14 protein-coding genes are annotated in these 19,365 nt (G+C 70.1%); 9 read left to right on the forward strand and 5 right to left on the reverse strand.

What is annotated here, in order from left to right; translation table 11 throughout:
• The first annotated feature begins 670 nt into the window (after window positions 1-670).
• From rimP to CCS01_RS05490, 7 genes are read left to right on the forward strand one after another with little or no spacing between them, the layout of a single operon-like run.
• Window positions 671-1,204, forward strand: coding sequence for a ribosome maturation factor RimP (gene rimP, locus CCS01_RS05460; protein WP_338049964.1), 534 nt, complete (start codon window positions 671-673; stop codon window positions 1,202-1,204).
• 40 nt (window positions 1,205-1,244) lie between these two features.
• On the forward strand, window positions 1,245-2,813 hold the full coding sequence (gene nusA / locus CCS01_RS05465) for a transcription termination factor NusA (protein WP_104517818.1): 1,569 nt from the start codon (window positions 1,245-1,247) through the stop codon (window positions 2,811-2,813).
• Complete coding sequence (locus CCS01_RS05470; protein WP_104517819.1) at window positions 2,791-3,567, forward strand: DUF448 domain-containing protein; 777 nt, start codon at window positions 2,791-2,793, stop codon at window positions 3,565-3,567. Before nusA ends, CCS01_RS05470 begins: the two co-directional genes overlap by 23 nt.
• Window positions 3,568-3,569: 2 nt before the next feature.
• Complete coding sequence (infB, locus tag CCS01_RS05475; RefSeq protein ID WP_104517820.1) at window positions 3,570-6,356, forward strand: translation initiation factor IF-2; 2,787 nt, start codon at window positions 3,570-3,572, stop codon at window positions 6,354-6,356.
• Window positions 6,272-6,772, forward strand: a complete 501-nt coding sequence (gene rbfA / locus CCS01_RS05480; RefSeq protein ID WP_104517821.1) for a 30S ribosome-binding factor RbfA — start codon at window positions 6,272-6,274, stop codon at window positions 6,770-6,772. The genes infB and rbfA overlap by 85 nt, the downstream gene beginning before the upstream one ends.
• 54 nt (window positions 6,773-6,826) lie before the next feature.
• Complete coding sequence (locus CCS01_RS05485; RefSeq protein WP_204848149.1) at window positions 6,827-7,084, forward strand: type II toxin-antitoxin system Phd/YefM family antitoxin; 258 nt, start codon at window positions 6,827-6,829, stop codon at window positions 7,082-7,084.
• Entirely contained in the window at window positions 7,084-7,491 is a 408-nt protein-coding gene (locus tag CCS01_RS05490) for a type II toxin-antitoxin system VapC family toxin (protein WP_104517822.1), read from the forward strand. Before CCS01_RS05485 ends, CCS01_RS05490 begins: the two co-directional genes overlap by 1 nt.
• Before the next feature lie 179 nt (window positions 7,492-7,670).
• Here the strand turns inward: CCS01_RS05490 and CCS01_RS05495 are convergent, their stop codons facing one another.
• The 5 genes from CCS01_RS05495 to CCS01_RS05520 form a co-directional block, all read right to left on the reverse strand.
• Window positions 7,671-9,314, reverse strand: a complete 1,644-nt coding sequence (locus tag CCS01_RS05495; RefSeq protein ID WP_104517823.1) for a methyltransferase — start codon at window positions 9,312-9,314, stop codon at window positions 7,671-7,673.
• A gap of 49 nt (window positions 9,315-9,363) precedes the next feature.
• A complete protein-coding gene (locus tag CCS01_RS05500; protein WP_104517824.1) occupies window positions 9,364-10,320 on the reverse strand; it encodes a polysaccharide pyruvyl transferase family protein in 957 nt (318 codons plus the stop codon).
• Window positions 10,321-10,329: 9 nt separating this feature from the next.
• Complete coding sequence (locus CCS01_RS05505; protein WP_158258242.1) at window positions 10,330-11,316, reverse strand: glycosyltransferase; 987 nt, start codon at window positions 11,314-11,316, stop codon at window positions 10,330-10,332.
• A 455-nt stretch (window positions 11,317-11,771) separates the two neighbouring features.
• Complete coding sequence (locus CCS01_RS05515; RefSeq protein ID WP_104517826.1) at window positions 11,772-13,862, reverse strand: Hsp70 family protein; 2,091 nt, start codon at window positions 13,860-13,862, stop codon at window positions 11,772-11,774.
• A 33-nt stretch (window positions 13,863-13,895) separates the two neighbouring features.
• Window positions 13,896-14,933: a hypothetical protein gene (locus CCS01_RS05520; RefSeq protein ID WP_104517827.1), complete on the reverse strand. Its 1,038-nt coding sequence runs from the start codon at window positions 14,931-14,933 to the stop codon at window positions 13,896-13,898.
• A 583-nt stretch (window positions 14,934-15,516) separates the two neighbouring features.
• Here CCS01_RS05520 and CCS01_RS05525 point away from each other — a divergent pair.
• Together CCS01_RS05525 and CCS01_RS05530 are read left to right on the forward strand one after the other, a co-directional pair.
• Window positions 15,517-17,385 (forward strand): GTPase, encoded by a 1,869-nt coding sequence (locus tag CCS01_RS05525; RefSeq protein WP_104517828.1) that lies wholly within the window; start codon window positions 15,517-15,519, stop codon window positions 17,383-17,385.
• Window positions 17,382-19,262 carry a GTPase domain-containing protein gene (locus tag CCS01_RS05530; protein ID WP_104517829.1) on the forward strand — a complete coding sequence of 627 codons (1,881 nt, stop codon included), beginning with the start codon at window positions 17,382-17,384 and terminating at the stop codon, window positions 19,260-19,262. The genes CCS01_RS05525 and CCS01_RS05530 overlap by 4 nt, the downstream gene beginning before the upstream one ends.
• Window positions 19,263-19,365 lie beyond the last annotated feature (103 nt).

Consider the following 19,365-nt stretch of genomic DNA (forward strand, 5'->3'; position numbering starts at 1 on the left):
CGTGCCCGGGAGCGACAAAGTGTGGTACCTCAACGCAGCGCGGGCCGGACTGCTACACGGGGTCGCCAAGCCACCGCAGAGACATCAGCCTCGAGACGATCGTGCCAGCAGCTTGGCTCGCACCGGCCGCGGTAATAGGGGCAAAACCCCAGGCGAATTTGGTGATCACCCATATCGTTCCGCATTTGGATGCCAAAAATGGCGGAATTCCGTGCCTGCCGTTCCAGTTTCGAGCGTATGCTGCACGTGTGTGCCTGGGGTTTTGCCCCTATTACTGGCACCGGCTCGCAACGCCACCTTTTTCACCCATCGCCGTGCCCGCGGGCGGGCTGGGGGACTGCTGTGAAAATACGGTCCCGCAGGGTCATCGTCTCATCGTCATGGCCGGGCGTGTCCCGGCCAGACGGTGGGGGCAACGGACCTCTCGCCCATTTTCAGCCGTTGCAGTGCCGGCGCCGCCGGCTGGCTAGCCCCGTGTAGAAGATCGGTGGCCAATCCAGGCTCCACCGCCGCCTTGCCCCACCTGGCGCGCCCCGCCGCGCCTGCCCGCATCGCCGGCGGACAACACCGTACGAACTCTTGCAAAACGCCGCGCCGCACGCTACTTCTCGTTGAAATCATTCTCCGCTGTTGTAACGGAGGTGGCCTTCACGGGCCGCCTTTTTTTGTTTTGGGCGATAGTGTCTTGACCGGAAACGAGCCAACCACCACGTTGGAGGCCAAGCTGGCGGCAATCATCGAGCCGCGGCTGCAGGCCATGGGTTTCGAGCTTGTGCGCGTCGCCGTCCTTGGCCGCGACCGCCCCACCATCCAGATCATGGCCGATCGGCAGGATGGCTCGCAGATTTCGATCGATGACTGCCAGCAGATCAGCCAGGATGTCAGCGCCGCGCTCGACGTCGAGGACCCGATTCCCGGCGTCTGGACGCTGGAGGTCAGTTCCGCCGGCATCGACCGCCCGCTCACGCGGGTGAAGGACTGGAACCGATTCGCCGGCCATCTGGCGCGGGTGGAGACATTCGTGCCACAGGACGGCCGCAAGAGGTTCTCCGGCGTCGTGCTCGGCGCCGATGAAACCGCGGCGCGACTCCGGCTGGATGACGGAGCGGAAGTCGTGATTCGCCATCCCGACATTCGCCGCGCGAAACTTGTTCTCACGGATGCCTTGATCGAGGCCACGGCGACTCCGCCGCTGGCGCATTAAATACGGACTGGTTGCACCGGACATACTGACAGAGGTCGCCATGGACACCGCTATCGCCCGCCCCGAACTGCTGCTGGTCGCCGATGCCGTCGCGCGCGAGAAGAACATCGATCGCGAGGAAGTGCTGGAAGCGATGGAGCAGGCCATCCAGAAGGCCGGCCGCGCCAAGTACGGGCATGAAAAGGACATCCGGGCCACCATCGACCGCAAGACCGGCGACGTCCGCCTCTCGCGCTGGACTGAAATCGTCGAGACGGTGGAGAACGAGGAAACCCAGATGCCCAAGGCCGTCGCGGCCAAGCTGTTTCCGGAAAAGTCCGTCGGCGAGTTCATCGTCGATCCGCTGCCGCCGATCGATTTCGGCCGCATCGCCGCCCAGACCGCCAAGCAGGTGATCGTCCAGCGCGTCCGCGAATACGAACGCAAGCGCCAGTACGACGAGTTCAAGGACCGCGTCGGCGAGATCATCAACGGCGTCGTCAAGCGCACCGAGTACGGCAACCTGATGGTCGAGCTCGGCCGCGCCGAGGCGCTGCTGCGCCGCGACGAGCTGATCGCCCGCGAGAGCTTCCGCAACGGCGACCGCGTGCGCGCCTATATATACGACGTGCGCGAGGAGCCGCGCGGGCCGCAGATCTTCCTCTCGCGCACCCATCCCGGCTTCCTCGCCAAGCTGTTCGCCCAGGAAGTGCCGGAAATCTACGACGGCATCATCGAGATCAAGGCGGTCGCCCGGGACCCGGGGAGCCGCGCCAAGATGGCGGTGATCAGCCGCGACTCGTCGATTGATCCGGTGGGCGCATGCGTTGGCATGCGCGGCTCGCGCGTCCAGGCGGTGGTGCAGGAACTGCAGGGCGAGAAGATCGACATCATTCCCTGGTCCAGCCAGGCCGCCACCTTCGTGGTCAACGCGCTGGCCCCGGCCGAGGTCACCAAGGTCGTGTTGGACGAGGAAGCCGGCCGGGTGGAGGTCGTGGTGCCGGACGAGCAGCTGTCGCTCGCCATCGGCCGCCGCGGCCAGAACGTCCGGCTGGCCTCGCAGCTCACCCGCTGGGACATCGACATCCTGACCGAGGCCGAGGAAAGCGAGCGCCGCCAGGAAGAGTTCCGCCGCCGCTCCGGCCTGTTCGTCGAGGCGCTGGACGTCGACGACATGATCGCCGGCCTGCTGGTGACCGAGGGCTTCACCTCGGTCGAGGAACTCGCCTATACGCCGCTCGACGAAGTTGCCGCGATCGAGGGCTTCGACGAGAACGTCGCCGAGGAGCTGGTGCGCCGCGCCCAGGAGTTCCTGCAGGCGCGCGACAACGAGATGAACGACAAGCGCATCGCGCTGGGCGTCACGGATGAGGTCGCCGTGCTGGAGCCGCTGACCCCGCCGATGCTGGTGGCGCTGGGCGAGAAGGGCGTGAAGACGCTGGACGACCTGGCCGATCTGGCGTCCGACGAGCTGATCGAGATCGTCGGCGCCGACAAGATGGACGAGGCCGCCGCCAACGACCTGATCATGGCGGCGCGCGCCCACTGGTTCGAGGGCGAGGAGGCCGCGCCAGAGGTGGCACCGGAGGGGGCACCAGAGGCGGCGGATGAGGAGGCTGGTCACGACTGAGAGCGACCTGGAGGCGGACGACATCGCGGACGAGCCGGAAACCGGCCCGCTCCGCCGCTGCATCGTCACGCGGGAACGGCTGCCGAAGGAGCGGATGATCCGCTTCGTCGTCGGGCCCGATCGCCAGCTTGTTCCCGACCTTGCTGCAAGGCTGCCTGGACGGGGAATCTGGTTGAGCGCGTGCCGCGATGTGTTAGAGTCGGGTGGCGCCGGGGAAGAAAGGCGTCTAACAGGAAGGCAAACCGGGGGTTCGGCGGCCGGGGGGGTGGATCGTCATCTCGCCCGCGCATTTGCCAGGGCCGCTCGCGGTCCCGTGACAGTGCCATCAGATCTTTCTGGTCTCCTTCAGGCGGCGCTGGTCCAGCGGATCAGCGAACTCATTGGCCTCACCCGACGCGCCGGGCAGGCTCTTGCAGGATATGAAAAAGCGCGCGAAGTGCTGCGCCAGGGCCGGGCAAGGCTGGTGGTGCAGGCGTCGGATGGAAGCGAGGCGGAGCGCAAGCGCTTCCTCTCCGGTTTCGGTCCGGATCTGACGGTGATCGATCCCCTCCCGGGCGAGGTCCTGGGGCGGCTGTTCGGTCGGGATTATGTTGTGCACGTCGCGATAGCGCCGGGCAAATTGGCGGAGTCGCTCGTCGTGGAAGCGGGTAGGCTGGCCGGGTTGAGGAATGGGTCCGGAAGGGCCAGGGGGTCCGCAAGGGCCACGGAGCGGGAAACCGCGCCGGTGAACGATGGAACGGGTGCCAACGGATAAACATGAGCGAAAGCAACGATCAGGACGGCGGCAAAGGGCGGCTCTCACTGCGTCCGGCAGGACGTTTGGAACTGGGAAGAACGGTTGATGCCGGGTCCGTGCGGCAGAGCTTCAGCCACGGCCGATCGAAGGTCGTGCAGGTGGAAGTGCGCAAGAAGCGCGCGCCCTTGCCGAATCCTTCAGCCGCCGCCGGGGCCCCGACGCCGACGCCAGCCGGCGCCGCGCCACCACCACGGCCGCAGACCCAGCCGGGACGACCGGCGCCGGGGGCCGGCCGCGCGCTGACCCAGACCGAGCAGGCCGCGCGCCAGCGCGCCGTGCTGGAGCAGCAGCGCGAAGCCGCCCGGCGTGAGGCCGAGCGCCGCGAGCAGGAGAAGATTTCCATCCTCTCCGCCGCCGAGGAGGCGCGCCGCCGCGAAGCCGAGGCCAAGCGGGCCGCCGAAGAGGAAGAACGCCTGCGCGCCGAGCAGGAAGAGCGCGACCGCGCCGAGGCCGAGGCGCAGCGCCAGGCCGAGGAAGAGGTAACGCGCGCCGCCGCGGCTGCGGCCGCCGAGGCTGCGCGTAGCGCCGACGAGGTTACCGCGCGCCCGGCGCAGGAGGCGGTGAGGCCGGCTCCGGCCGCGCAGCCGCCGGCCCACGCCCAGGCGCCAACCGCCCGCACGCCCGCCGCCCACTTGCCGGCTCAGGCGCGTCCGGCGCAGCCCGCCGCCAAGGCGCCGGCGCCGAAGCCCGCCGCCGGACAGCCCGCATCGGCGTCCGAAACGCTGCGCCTGCGCACCGGCCGCGCCGAGGAGGAGGACGAGGCCCGTCCGGCCCGTCGTCCCGGCGCGGGCGCCGGCGTGCCCGCGCGCAAGCCGCCCGTGGTGGCGCCGAAGAAAGGCAGCGACGGCCGCCGTGCCGGCCGCATCGACGTCCAGGCGGCGATCGAGGGCGAGGACGAGAAAGTCCGCTCGCTTGCATCCGTCCGTCGTCAGCGTGAGCGCGAGCGTCGCCAGGCTGAGCTTGACCGTTTGCGCTCTGATCAGGTGAAGGTGGTGCGCGACGTCATTCTGCCGGACCAGATTACGGTCCAGGAGCTCGCGAACCGCATGGCGGCGCGCGCGGGCGAGGTCATCAAGGCCCTGATGAAGATGGGCGTGATGGCCACCATCACCCAGTCGCTCGACGCCGATACCGCCGAGCTGGTGGTGCAGGAATTCGGCCACCGCGCCCGCCGCGTCTCGGAGTCCGACGTGGAAATGGGCCTGGAAGGCCATGCGGACGTCGATACCGACCTGCTGCCGCGGCCGCCGGTGGTGACCATCATGGGCCACGTCGACCACGGCAAGACCTCGCTGCTGGACGCGCTGCGCGCCACCGACGTGGCGGCCGGGGAGGCCGGGGGCATCACCCAGCACATCGGCGCCTACCAGGTGACGCTGCCGAACGGCCAGAAGGTGACGTTCATCGACACCCCGGGCCACGAAGCCTTCACGGCGATGCGTGCCCGCGGCGCCTCGGTGACGGACATCGTCATCCTGGTCGTCGCCGCCGACGACGGCGTGATGCCGCAGACGATCGAGGCGATCCGCCACGCCAAGGCGGCCAACGTGCCGATCATCGTGGCCATCAACAAGATGGACAAGCCGGATGCCAATCCGGACCGGGTGCGGCAGGAACTGCTCAGCCACGAGATCGTCGTGGAAGACATGGGCGGCGAGACGCAGGACGTGCCGGTCTCCGCGCTGAAGAAGCAGGGGCTCGACAACCTGGTCGAGGCGATCCTGCTGCAGGCGGAAATTCTCGACCTGAAGGCCAACCCGAACCGCACGGCGGAAGGCACGGTGATCGAAAGCCGTCTCGACCGCGGCCGCGGCCCCGTGGGCACCATGCTGGTGCAGCGCGGGACGCTGCACCAGGGCGACATCATCGTCGCCGGCTCGGAATGGGGCAAGGTGCGGGCGATGCTGGACGACAAGGGGCGGCAGATGAACGACGCCGGCCCGTCGATGCCGGTGGAGATCCTCGGCCTGAGCGGTGCGCCGTCGGCCGGCGAGCCGTTCGTGGTGGTGGACAGCGAAGGCCGCGCCCGCGAGATCACCGAATTCCGCGAACGCCGCCAGCGCGAGAAGCTGGCCGGCGCGGCAGTCGGCGCCCGCGGCACGCTGGACCAGATGCTGGCCCGCATCCAGGCCGGCGAGCAGAAGGAAGTCGCGGTCCTGATCAAGGCCGACGTGCAGGGCAGCGCCGAAGCCCTGCAGGTGACGGTGCTGAAGCTGGCGCACGAGGAGGTGAAGGTCCGCGTGCTGCTGGCCGCAGTCGGCCAGATCACTGAAAGCGACATCCAGCTCGCCAAGGCATCGGACGCGGTGATCATCGGCTTCAACGTCCGCGCCACGACGCAAGCGCGGGAGCTGGCGCAGCGCGAGGGCGTGGATATCCGCTACTTCTCGATCATCTACGAAGTCGCGGACGACGTCGAGAAGCTGGTCAAGGGCAAGGTCGCCCCGAAGGCGCGCGAGAAGTTCCTGGGCTACGCCGAGGTCCGCAAGGTCTTCAACATCACCAAGACCGGCAAGGTCGCCGGCTGCATGATCACCGAGGGCCTGGTGAAGCGCGGCGCCGGCGTGCGCGTGCTGCGCGACAACGTGGTGATCCACAACGGCGAGCTGTCGCAGCTCAAGCGCTTCAAGGACGACGTGCGGGAGGTCGCGCGCGGCTATGAATGCGGCCTGTCGTTCGCCAACTTCGACAACCTGCAGGAAGGCGACGTCATCGAGTGCTTCGAGACGGAGATGGTGCCAGGGTAACACGACAGTTGACGAAGCATCAGCATCACGCTGGCTCGGGTCATGCCCCGAGCCAGCGGCAGTTGCGCGTCGCGGAGGAAATCCGCCACGTGCTGGCCGGACTGTTCACCCGCAACGAGTTCCGCGATCCGGACCTCGCGGCGGCGCAGATCACCGTGACGGAAGTGCGCATCAGCCCCGACCTGAAGCACGCCACCGCGTTTGTCTCGCGGCTGGGCCGGTCGGACGTCGATGCGCTGCTGCCGGCGCTGCACCGGGCCGCGCCCTATCTGCGCGGGCAGGTGGCGAAGGCGTTGCAGTTGCGGGCCGCGCCGGACATCACCTTCCAGCCGGATCATGCGCTGGATTACGCGATGAAGATCGACGAGCTGATGCACCGGCCGGAGATCGCGCGGGATCTCGAACAGAAAGATTGACTTTCGTCAGCCGTCAGTTCAATCTAGCCGGTCTGGACAGAACTGGAGGGTGCGATGCTGGACTGGCAGTTGCAGGACGCGAAGAACCGCTTCAGCGAGGTCGTCAAGCGCGCCCGTGACGAAGGGCCGCAGACCGTGACCGTGCACGGCCAGCGGGCGGCGGTGGTCGTCTCGGCCACGCAGTATGACGTGCTGGTCAAGCCTCGGATGTCGTTCGTCGAGTTCCTGCTGTCGGACACGCCCTGGCCGGACGACGTGGTTGACGTCATCAACGACCGCAGCAAGGATACCGGCCGCGACGCCGGCTTCTGATGTATCTGCTGGATACCTGCGTGGTGTCGGAGGCGCGGCGCGGCACGCTGCCCGCCGTGAAGTGGCTCCAGGCCGCGCACTCGGACACGCTGTTCATGAGCGTCGTCACCGTCGGCGAGATCATGAAGGGCGTGATGATGAAGCTGCGCGCCGATCCGCCGGCCGCCGCCTCGCTGCTGCGCTGGCTGGATGAACTGCGCTTTGTCTATGCCGCGCGCATCCTGCCAATCGACGACGCGGTGGCGACTGCCTGGGGCCGGCTGATGGCCGAGCGCACGCGGCCGGTCGCCGACGGGCTGATCGCGGCGACGGCGAAGGTGCACAACAAGGTGCTGGTCACGCGCAACGTGGCAGACTTTGAAGGCACCGGGGTGGATATCATCGATCCCTGGGCGCTGATGAGGTAGGGGCCGGTTCCTGCCCCATCATCATGGCCCGGACAAGCCGCATAGGCGCTAACTTTAGGGGGGAACAGAGCCGGGTCCATTGCCTCTCCGTCCGGGCCGGGTCCGTTGCCTCACCGTCATGGGCGACGACCATGCCCTGTTCCCCCGAAAGTTAGCGCCAAGTCAGCGCGCAGGCGGCCTCACCCGCCCAGGCGCGCCTGCACCGCCTCGGTAAGCGCCTCCCGCCGGGCCCAGAGCGAGCGGTACCAGGCACTCCGCGGCGCCACCTGGTACGCCAGCATCCGGTGCGCCGCGACATGCCGGCGTCCCGCCTCGCCGAGCGCGCGCGCCTGGTCCGGCACCGTCACCAGCCGCAGCAGCCGGGTGTGGAACTCGGCCGGGTCGCGGAACAGCAGCCCGGTCCGCTCGTCCTCGATGCTGTCGCCGTAAACCACCGCGCTGGCCAGCGGCGCGACCCGGCAGGCCGCCGACTCGATGAACTTCAGGTCGGATTTCGCCCGATTGAACGGCGTGTCGGACAGCGGCATGAAGCAGATCTCGCACCCGCCCAGCAGGCGCAGATAGGTCTCGTAGTCGCATGTCGGCGTGAATGCCTTGTGCGGCGTGTCCAGCGCGTCGAAGAAGCTTCTGTCGTGGACCACCTGGAACGCCAGCCGTTCGCCGGCCGTCGCCGCGACGGCATTGATCGCCGGCATCAGTGCCTGCCAGTCATCCTCGCGGTTCAGCGCGCCGAAGAACAGGGTCATCCGGCCCGCATCGGCAAAATTCCACACCTCCGGCAGCGCGGCCATGCCATTGGGGAAGACCGCGATCTCCGGGTTGTACGGCCGCAAGGCCTCGGCCATGGCGGCCGTGCTGGTCTGCAGCGCATGCGCGCCGCGGAACGACAGGTGGCTGCTGCGCCGAATGGCCTCGAAATGGTCGGGATGGTCGTCGAACTCCGTGACGACCAGGTAGCCGGCCGTCCACAGCGCCTGCAGCGTCTGCAGCCCGTGCGCGCCGGCAAGTGCCGGCCGATGCAGCACGAAGATGCGCGGCGTGTCGTCATCCGGCGCGCGCAGCCTGATCTCGGGGCTGACCATCGTCTGGAAACCCGGGTCGCTGGCGAGGGCGTGCAGCGGATGCACCACGCGCACGTGTGACACGCCGCCGACGGGCGCCAGCATGTTGCCGGACAGGATCACGGTCTGGCGCGGCTCCTTGCGCGCCCGCCAGAGCAGGCAGGCCGGCGCGGCGCGGCGCAGATACTCGTCCGGGTCGATGCCCAGCGCCTCCAGGCCGGGCGCCAGCGCCGCGACGAAGTTGCCTGCCGCCTCCCGGTCCGGTTCGTGCGGCGTGACGTCGCAGCCGGTCAGGCCGGCCGCCTGCAGAAGCTGGCGCATGCCGTCCGGGGTGAGCCCGGCCGCCGGCGCCGCGTCCGGCGCACCCAGCAGCAGCCGGTGCGCCAGCCGCCAGTGCCCGGGGTTGGCGACCTCGGCTAGCACGACGCCATCGGGATTGAGCGCCGCGGCATGGCGGCGAAGCAGCGCCACGGGATCGGCGACGTCCGCCAGGATGCCGCGATACAGGATGCAGTCGAGGCCCTCCGGCAGGTCGAACGGCAGGTCGCCGCCGGATACGTCGGCGGTGGAGACCTCATCCAGATGCCGCGCCGCCAGCGCCGCCGCCTGTGGATCGGCTTCGACGCCCAGCAGGCGCGCCCGCGGGTTCATCCGCCGATAGGGGGCGAGCAGGGCGCCGTCGCTGCAGCCGACGACCAGCACGGTGCGCGCCGACAACGGTATCCGGTCCAGCATGGCGGCGTCGGGGAAAGCAGCGTGCATCGACGGTCCTGGTGTCCGCGGTGAACGCCGCGGCGGAGCGTTCGAGGTGTCAGCCGATCAGCGTGGGTTGGTAAGCGGAATCCGCCGTCGCCTGCAAGTGCGAACACCCGTGGGCCGCGGCCGAACCGCAAGGCTGGCGGCGCAACCGCGCGACGGCATCCAACATGCGCGACTGGCAGCGGTCGAGCGCGCTGTCCGGCGACAGTTGCGGCGCCATCCCGGTTGCCCGGCCCAGCGCCTCCGCCGTGCGCGCGACCAGCCGTTCGGAGCGGACGCCGGCCAGCCCGCGCTCCATGCGATCCAGCCGCCGGCGGGACAGGCGCCTTGCGAACGGGCTGCCGGTCACGACCCATTCCGCCACGCTGGACGCCGGCAGCGGGGCGAAGCGCGGCGCCACCTGTGCCGCCTCGGCCCAGTCCTGCCACTTGGCGCGATGAACCGGCGCCAGCGGCCGGATGGCGATCCACGGCACGCGCAGTGCGTCGGCGGCGATGATGCCGTGCATCGCCTCGCTGAGCAGCAGCCGGCAGCGGCCGATGGCGGCCAGGACGTCCAGCGGCGGCAGGCGCGGGTCGATCAGGGTGACGCCGGCCAGTGCCGCCACCGTCTGCCAGGCGCCGCGGCCGAGGCTCTCGAAATGCGGCATGAAGCCGATGCCGCCGTCGCGCGTCGCCGGCAGGGTCAGGGTGAGCGGCAGCAGCATGGCCGGATCGCCCAGGCCGAGGCTGTCCGGCAGGCCGAGCGTCGCCGCGGTTCGCGGCCCCCTGACCCAGTGCACCACCCAGCTGTCGTCGAGCACCGGCCTGGCTTCGTAGCCGCCATAGCCGGCCCCGGCCACCAGCTTCAGCGCATGGCGTGGATGGCGGCAGTCCAGGACCGAGCCGATGCCGAGGAACCGGACAGCCGGGTCATCGTCGAAGAATCCCGGCAGCAGGCGAGGCCACAGGAGGCTGTTCAGTTCATCGCCGAAGTTGCTGCTCGGCCCGCGCCATTGATACAGGATCATGCCGCGCGGTCAGGCCGCGATCGGGGTCGCATGGGCGATCGCCGCCGTGGTGGCGCGCCAGCCGAGCGCCGCGCGGAGGAAACCCGCGGCGTAGGCCAGCCGCCACCGCGCTCCGAGAAGGCGGGTGGAGTGGCGTGGGATCAGCCCGAACGGCGCCAGCAGCAGGCCGACCGCCAGGCGCTGCGGCAATTCACGCCAGACGGCGTGGGGTTGGTGCAGCAGGCGCGCGGTCAACACATGCGACGCCCCCTGCCAATAAAGGCGCGCCAGCAGCCAGGCCGGATCCAGCCGGCGTGCCTGGATCTGGTGATGCACCACGATTCGCGAATCGTAGCGCACCGAATAGCCGGCATCCTGCAGTGTCCACGCCAGCTGGACGTCCTCGTCCGACAGCAGCGAATTGCCGACGCGGCCGAGTGTGCTGCCGAAGCCGCCGGCCGCCAGCAGCGACAGCACATGCACGACAATGTTGGCGCCGTAGGGCTCCAGGCCGGCGGGCACCGCGGCGGTGCGGTATTCGCCGCTGCCCTCGTATTCGATGATCGACAGCACGCCACGCAGCGAGGCGGGCCACCAGGCAGGCAGGGGGGCTTCCCATTTCGGCAGGATCCGCCCGCCAATCAGCGCCGGGCGCCGCCCGGGCTGGTTGATCGCCTCGAGGATGGTTTCCACCCAATCGCCGGCGGGAATGGCATCGTCGTCGATATAGGCGATGAACGGGGTCCGCGCCGCCCAGGCGGCGGTATTGCGGGCAAGGCCGATCCCGGGCTGGTCCAGCCGGATCAGCCGCGCGTCGTGCTGCGCGGCCAGATCGGCGACCTCGGCCGCCGCATGTGCCGAGGAGGCGCTGTCCACCAGCAGGATTGCGAAGCGGTCGCGCCGGACCGTCTGCTGGCGCAACCCGTTCAGGCAGTCGCGCACGTAGAGCGGCCGGTTGTGAGTGCAGATGCAAACGGTCAGGTCCATGCCGGCGGCATAGCGGGAAAAGGTTGACAAAGGGTTAATCGTGCTGCCGACAGCAGGCTGTTGCCCCGTTGTCTTCCCGTCATGGTCGGGCGTGTCCCCATGGCTATCAGGATAGGGCGGCGGTTGGAGAAGGATTTGGTGCCCGGTCCGTTGCCCCATCGTCATGGCCGGGCGTGTCCCGGCGATCCACCCCCAACCGTCGAAGCGCAGATGGCCGGGACACGCCCGGCCATAACAATGGGGAGACGACCTCGCTGCGGGCGCGATGACGCCGGACACCGCGCTGCGCCTCGGCCGATATTTTGGCACGACACCCGAGTTCTGGCTCAACCTGCAGGCGACACATGACCTTTCCAAGGCCCGCCGCCGAGCGCGCCGAGCGAATCGCCCTGAAGGTCCAGCCACGGGCTGCAAAATGCCGGGCCGTGGATGGCACGCGGACGACGAACCCGTTTCCTATCGCCGCGACACGTTCCCGTCGTTTCTCACGCCACCTCCGGCTCCGAAACATCCGGCGTCTCGGCCTCCGGAATCCGCGCCAGTTCCTCCAGCACGCCCAGGTCCGACACCGCCGCCGCGATCATGCCCTCGAACGCCCGCACCGCGGCGCCGGCGATGCCGTCCGTGCCACCGACTGTCTCCAGGCTTTCCAGGATCTTCTGCTTCAGCGTCGCCTGCGCCGCCGCGCGTCCCTCGGCCAGCTTCGCCTTCAGGCGCGACTCCGGCAGCGCCCAGTGCAGCAGCCGGCGGCTGACGGCGTTGAACTTGTGCTCGCGCACCGCATTCTCCACCGCGCCGCCGACCGCCGAGCCCAGTCCCAGCCAGGTCGCCAAAGCGCCGATGCCGGCCACCAGCGCCAGCACCGGGTGCGCCACCGCCAGCAGCACGATCACGTGCAGGTTGACCGTCGCCACCACCACGGCGCCGATGCCCGCGGCGATCACCGTCATGTTGCCGGCGAACCCGGCCAGTTCATTGGCGATCCCTTCGCTGGTGCCGCCATGCACGCCGCTCAGCGACACCGCGCCGGAGACGTCCGGCACATAGCGAGAGACGTCGCGGGCGATCTCATGCGCGCGCAGGAAGTCGCGCAGGTGGTCCCGCAGCACCCGCAGCAGATCGGCGTCCAGTGACCGCCAGGCGTCCTCGATCAGCGTCTTCGCCTCGGGCTCGAAGGACGCGCAGATCGCCGTCACCTCGGCCTCGACCTCCTTCAGCGAGCCGCCGCGGTTGTACCAGTCGGTGAACACCGCCTCGATCCGCGGCATCGTCGCGTCGATCGTCGCCGCCGCCACCTCGTCGGCGAAGCCGTCCAGCCGCACGGCAACCGCATGTGCCACGCCTGCGGCCGCGGCCGGCCCGGCGGCGATCAGCTCCTCCCGCCGCGCCTTGTGCCGTGCCCGCAGCGCATTGTACAGCGCCAGGCCGGAGCCGACGGTGGCCTCGGGATCATCCGACCGCAGGATGCCGGTTTCCGGATCAACGCCGAACACCTCGGCGGCGATGCCGCGCATGAACGGCCATTCCGAGCTGCCGCCGGTCAGCACCACCTTGCTGAACCGCTCCCTGATCGGCCCGCCGGCACCCTCGCGCTGCATCGTCCGGCGAATCCAGTCCAGCAGGTCGATCGTCGTGCCGTTGCCCAGCGGCCCGGGCATGCCGAAGCGCTGGAAGTAGTTCACCGCCAGCGCGCTGGGCCGGTATGACCGGGCGCGCTCCAGGAACTCCGCCACCGAGCCGTTGCGCAGCGTCTTCCGCCCGTCGCCGACGTCGATGCGGAAGCGGAAGTCGTTCATCCCGTCGCCGATCATCGACCAGCGGCGGGAGAAGCTTTCCTTCATCTCCCGGCATTCCTGCTGCCAGACCGCCAGGGCCTCGCGTTCCGAAACCTCGAACTCCCCGTTCTGGTCCTGGATCCACTGGTAGAACAGGTCGTCGAACAGCCGCCCGCCCAGCGCCGGGTCGCCCCAGGGCGCGCGCAGGCCCTGTTCCGAGGTCACCAGCGCCAGGTCCAGCGTGCCGCCGCCGAAATCCACGACGACGATGCCGACATGCGCCTCGGCCGGGGTGATGCTGCCGTTGGTCAGATGATAGGCCAGGGCGCCCAGCGGCTCGTCGACGCACACCGCCTCGGCGAACCCGGCGGCGCGGACGATCTCACGCGTGCGGTCGCGGTGTTCCTGGCTGATCTCGGCCGGCACGCCGATGATAGTCTGGCCGGCGCGCACCGCCGCGGGCTGGATGTCCAGCACCGACTGGCAGACCTTGGTCAGGAAGGCGCGGGCGTCGGTGCGGGCGCGGTCGGACCGGGCGATGTCGGGCTTGAAGCCGCAGGCGATGCGCTTGCCGGCCTGCTCCTCGGCGTCGTACTGGCTCCAGGTTTCCATCGCCACGGTGCCGAACGCCTCGACGATGTCGGAGCCGTCGGGCGCGGTGCCCCACAGCACGCAGGTGGCCGTCGGCGACTTGCCGGCGATCTTGATCGGCACGGCGATCAGCGCGCCCTCGCCCTGGTCGTTGCAATAGGCCACGTGGGTGTTGCTGGTGCCGAAATCGATACCAAGGTAGGTCGTCATGTCTCTCTCCGCAGCGGAGGGGGGCGGATGCGGTCAGACGCGCCGGAGTTCACCCCGGTGCATGACCTGTCCGTGCCGGGTCACCGCGGCCCGCTGGGTGCGGACCGCCTGGCCGGGCTGGACGGTGCCGAACACGTCGAACAGCGCCGCCATGTCCGGCTCATAGGCGGTTCCCCGCGGGACGGATTGCCATTCGTAGCCGCCCTCCTGCAGCCGCTGCATCAGTTCGTCGCAGGATTCGCGGATGTCCTCGTTGGAGCCGCCGCCGGTCAGGTCGCCCTGCAACTGCGACAGGGCGACGATGACCGGGCGCGGCAGGGTGTCGGGCTCGGTGCGCGGGCGGTCGATCAGCGGCGGAAAGCGGTCGGGGTGCGACCAGGCGACGGCCAGGGCGATGTCGGCGGCCTGGGCGAACTCGACCTCGCGCCGGGCGCCGTCGTCGCGCGGCGCGGCCTGATGGGGCGATGCCTGGGCCGGACGCGGCTGCAGCACGCTGAGCACCAGCGGCGCCGCCGCCAGGAACAGCCCGCCGCGCACCAGGCCGAGCGACTGGCCGCGGATCGCCCGAAGGACTCCGCCGATGACCATGCCGCCGCCGGACAGCGGCGCGGCGGAGCGGATCAGCGCCATCAGGCGCGGCCGGTCGAGCAGCGCGGCGATGCCGCGGACCACCAGGTACGCGCCCAGCACGCCGCCGCCGAACAGGCCGATGAGACGGTTGTCGAACCACAGGAAGGTCAGCGGCGACGCCAGCAGGGCGCCGATGCCGGAGCCGATGGCGGCCGGCAGCGCCCAGGCGGCGGGCCGGGTTTCCAGGCCGCCCGTGGCCGGGACAAGCTGCGGCAGTGGCGTGGCCAGGCGGCGCAGCGCGGCCTCGATCTCGGCCGCGATCGCTGGCATGTCGGCCGCCTGGTTGGGCCAGCATTCCTGCGCCGCGAGCCAGTCGAGGCAGGACGTGGCGATGCGTTGGAACGGCAGCCGGCCGGCCTCGCCCGATTCCGTCCGGGCCAGGGTCCGCGCCTGGGCGCGCCAGAATGGATAAGCGTCTTCAAGACGATGAAATTGTTGCATCCGCCGCTCCCGGAATCCGTACCGGCCGGACCGCTGGGCCAGGGGCCCCGCGTGTCCGGGGCGGCACCCTAAGCGCTGTCATCTGTTACGGCAACGGCCCTTCTGGGCGCGGGTTGGCGGCCGGGAACCGCATCAGGAACCAAGCGAGGTCGTCGCCCCCCTCGTCGCCCCATCGTCATGGCCGGGCGTGTCCCCATGCGTATCAGGATAGAGCGACGGTTGGAGAACGGCCTTTCCCTGATCGTCATGGCCCGGCTCGTCCGGGCCACCTGTCGCGGCACAAGTGCTTGAACAGGTGGCCCGGACAAGCCGGGCCATGACGAGGGGGAACGGCACGCGCCGCCAAATCCTTCTCCAGCCACCGCCCTATCCTGATACGCATGGGGCGTGTCCCGGCCATCCACCCCCAACCGTCGAAGCGCAGATGGCCGGGACACGCCCGGCCATGACGGAGGAAGTCCCGCAACGTATCGCGCTATCCAAACGAAATCCCGCCCCGCCTGCAACGCACCCGCCTCGCCCACAGTTTACCGTTCGATGAACCGAGGGCCACCGCCGTTGGGCGCGTCAGGAGAGGGCAGGCGTGGAAGCGCTTTTCAGCAGCATCGTCGCGGATCTGGAAACTGTGCGATCGGCCTGTGAACAGGCCGGGCTGCCGGCCGAAAGCGGCCCCGGCTCCACCGCGTGGACCCTGCTCGGCGGCGCCGAGGAGGCGGACCGGTTCCGCCGCGAGGCCCTGATGCTCGGCGCCCTGATGCGCCTGCGGGTCGCCCGGCTGGTGTTCCAGCGCAGCGGCCCGCGTCACCTCGTCGTGTTCGGCGGTAACAATGTCGGCAAAAGCACGGTGGTCAACATCCTCGCCGCCGCCTCGGTCGCCGGCACGAGCCCGGAAGGCGGGCACACGCGCCACGCCGAGGCGTTCAGCATGTCGGAGGGACCCCTGTTCGCCTGGAACCCCTACGCCTTCGCGCACTTCCGCCAGGTGCCGCCCGCCGCGCTGGAGAACGCGGATTTCGACTGCTACGCCGTGGCGCCTATCGCCTCGGACGTGCTGCCGCCCGATGTCGTGCTGTGGGATTCGCCCGACTGCGATGCCGTGGGCTCGATCCGCTACCTCGCCGCGGTGGTCGAGGCGGTCGCCGCGGCCGATGTCGTCGTCTATGTCACCAGCGTGGAAAAATACGCCGTGGCGGACCTGGTGGAGTGGGTGTTCGACCTGTCCGACGCCGGGATCCCGATCCTGGAATGCGTCAACAAGACCTCCCGCAAGGACCGGTCCCTGCTGGTCCAGCGCCAGGCCGAGGACGTCTTCCCGGCGGTGGCGCGCCGCACCGGCCTGCGCCAGCCCGACATCCCGGTAGTCGCTCTCCGCTACATGACCGAAGGCGAGGAACCCGACCTGTGGGGCGAGGACCACCCCGAGGCCACCGACTTGCGCGACGCCGCCCTGTCCCGCCTGGCCGAGCGGCACGAGGTGGAAGAGGCCCGCGCGGCATTGCGCTCGGTGCGGCGGCGGCTGGACCACGTGCTGGAGCCGGCCCGGCGGGAACATGCCGTGCGCGCCACCTGGCGAGCGGCGGTGCGCGACGCGGTGGCGGGGTTCGTGCGGACCTACGAGGCGGAGTACCTGTCCGGCGAGTCGGTCATCGAGCCGTTCAAGCAACTGAATGCCACGCTGCTGGAAATGCTGAACCCCGACATCCCGATCATGGCCGGCGCGATCCGCGGCCTGCGGGCGGTGCAGCGCATCCCGACCCGCCTGCTGCAGGCCGCCGCGCGCGGCTTCGCCAGCCTGTTCAACGAAGCCGATCACGCCGACAGCAAGCTCGCACCGGAACTGAAGGCCTACGCCATGGCGCACCGCTCACTGCTGGCCTCGCTGTTCGAGACAATCGCGGCCGAGCGGCGCGCGTATCACCATCACCCGTTCTGGGACCGCCTGTCGGATGAGTGGGACCGCCGCACGGTCCGGCTGGCGGATGATTTCAGCCAGGCGACGGTGCTGCACATGGAACGCACCGACGCCGAGATCAAAGCCGCCGCCGCCGACGTGCTGCGCGCGCTGCAGCAGCGGCCGAACGTGCTGACCCTGCTGAAGATGGCGCGCGTCTCGCTGGACGTCAGCGGCCTGCTGGTCGGCTTCGCCATTCCCGGCCACGGCAGCGTCGCGCACGACCTGCTGCAGGACGTCGTCATCGCGCCGGCGATGCTGGGGGCGACCGGCTTCGCGGCGTCCTCGGCGGTCGAGGGCTATGTCGCGCAGCGCCGCGCCGAGATCATCGACAAGCTGCGGGCGGACGCGCGGGAGATGGCGGACACGCTGTATGTCCAGCCGCTGGAGCAGCTTGGCGATGCGATCATGGCCAGCATCGGCGCGCTGGGCATCGACCAGGCGCTGCTGGATCGCCTGCCTGCCGATTTGCGCCGCCTGGCCGACGGAGTGGGCGCATGAGCGGGACGGATGCCGCGATGACGCCGCAGCGCGCCGAGGCGATGACACCGCAGCGCGCCGAGGCGACGATGCCGCGGCGCGCCGAGGCGGCGACGCTGCAGCACGCCGGCGCCTGGGCCGCGGCGTTGCAGGAGCGGGGGCTGATCGACGCCGCCACGGCCGCGCAGGTGGCGGAAACCCTGGCGGCGTCCGGCGGCGAGCGGCTGGACGAGGCGGACGACTCGCTGCTGGTGGTCATGCTGTGCGGCCCGACGGCGGTGGGCAAGTCCAGCCTGATCAACGCCCTGGCCGGCGCCGACATCTCCCGCCGCGGCCTGGGCGCGACCACGCGGGCGGCGGTGCTGTATGTGCACGAGCAGGACGACCCGGCCCGTCTGTATGCCTACAGCCACGGGCTGGGCGGCGAGCGGCAGGAAACCGAGATGGTCCGCCACCACGCCGACGCGCTGCTGCACAAGGTGCTGGTCGACTCGCCCGACATCGACAGCGTCATGCTGGAGCACCGGGACCTGACGGCGCGGCTGGTGCACGCCGCGGACGTGGTGCTGTTTGTCACCTCGCCGGAGAAATACAAGGTGATGCGCTCGGCCCGCTGGGTGCTGGGCCAGCGGCAGCAGCGCGGCATGGCGTTTGTGCTGAACAAGTGGGACCGCGAGGCGCTGGGCGTGCAGTACGACCGCCGCGCCGAGCTGGAGGCGGATTTCCGCCGCGTGCTGGCGGAGCAGGGGTTCCCCGACGCGCTGGTGTTCAAGGTCTCGGCGCTGAACGCTCCGGACGACCGCGAGAACGACCTGCCCGCGCTGCGCGCCTGGCTGGAGACCGGGATCAGCCAGTCCACCGGCGCGGCGATCCGCCAGCGCCGCCAGCGCGCCGCCTGGGGCCGCCTGGCCTCGGTGATCGAGGCGGCGGTGCCGGCGCCGCTGTCGGACCATCCCTTCCTGCCGGACCTGACCCGGCGCCTGGCCGCCGCCGGCGCAACGGCGGAGCAGAGCGTGGCGGTCGAGGCCGCGCTGGTGCAGCCGCGCAGCCCGGACGACAGCGTCTGGCCCAGCACGCCCGGACTGCTGGGCATGTGGGTGCGCACCCGCCAGCGGCTAGGGGCAACGGCGACGGCCTTGCGCTCGGGCGTGTCGTTCCTGCGCCTGCCGGACGCGGACGCGACGGATGCCGGACCGCGGCGGGACCGCTTCGGCCAGGACAGCGCGGCCGCGCTGGCGGCGGCGATGACGGAGCTGGCGCGGGATGCGGCGCTGGCGCGGCTGCCGCTGGGACCGGTGGAGGCGGCATGGGCGGCCGAGGCCACGAGGCTGGACCGCCAGCTCGCGCCGCTGCCGCTGGCGGTGGAAACCGAGGTGGTGACGGAGGCCGGCGGCCATACCCTGCGCCGGGCGCTGGGCACGGCGAGCCTCTACGGCGTTGAGATCCTGGTCGTCGCGGTGCTGCTGATCGCCGCGGTGCGCGTGGGGATCGACTTCGTCACCGGCGCGTATGCCCCGGGCAGCCTGTTCCTGACGGCGATGGAACTGATTTTCATCCTGCTGCTGATCGGCCACATCACCGCCTCGCTGTTCTTCCCGCCGCTGCAGAAGCGCCTGCGTCGGCGAGTGGCGCAACGGGCGAAGGCGCTGGTCCGCGGGTCTTCGGATCGGCTGCATACCGAGTTGCGCGCGCATGTCGATGCGGTCGATCAGCTGTCGCGTGAGGGCCGCGAGCTGCTGCGGGCGATCGACCGGACGATGACGGCACTGGCCACGGCGAAAAGCGCCGCCGGCGTCGATCGCCTGTTCGGGCAGGCGGAAACGCAACGGATTCCCGAGGCGGCGGTGCCGGTTGCCACGCCCACCGAGCCGGCGCGGCGCCGGCCGCGGTTCGATTGAGGCGGGCGCGCTGCGGTCAATGCCGCGCTTGCAGCGGCAAGTGAATACATTTGTAGTAACACCATTTTGTTATTCCGAGGAAGCGGCTGACCCGGTAACGGGC

The organism is Rhodopila globiformis, from assembly GCF_002937115.1.
GTDB classification, from domain to species: domain Bacteria; phylum Pseudomonadota; class Alphaproteobacteria; order Acetobacterales; family Acetobacteraceae; genus Rhodopila; species Rhodopila globiformis.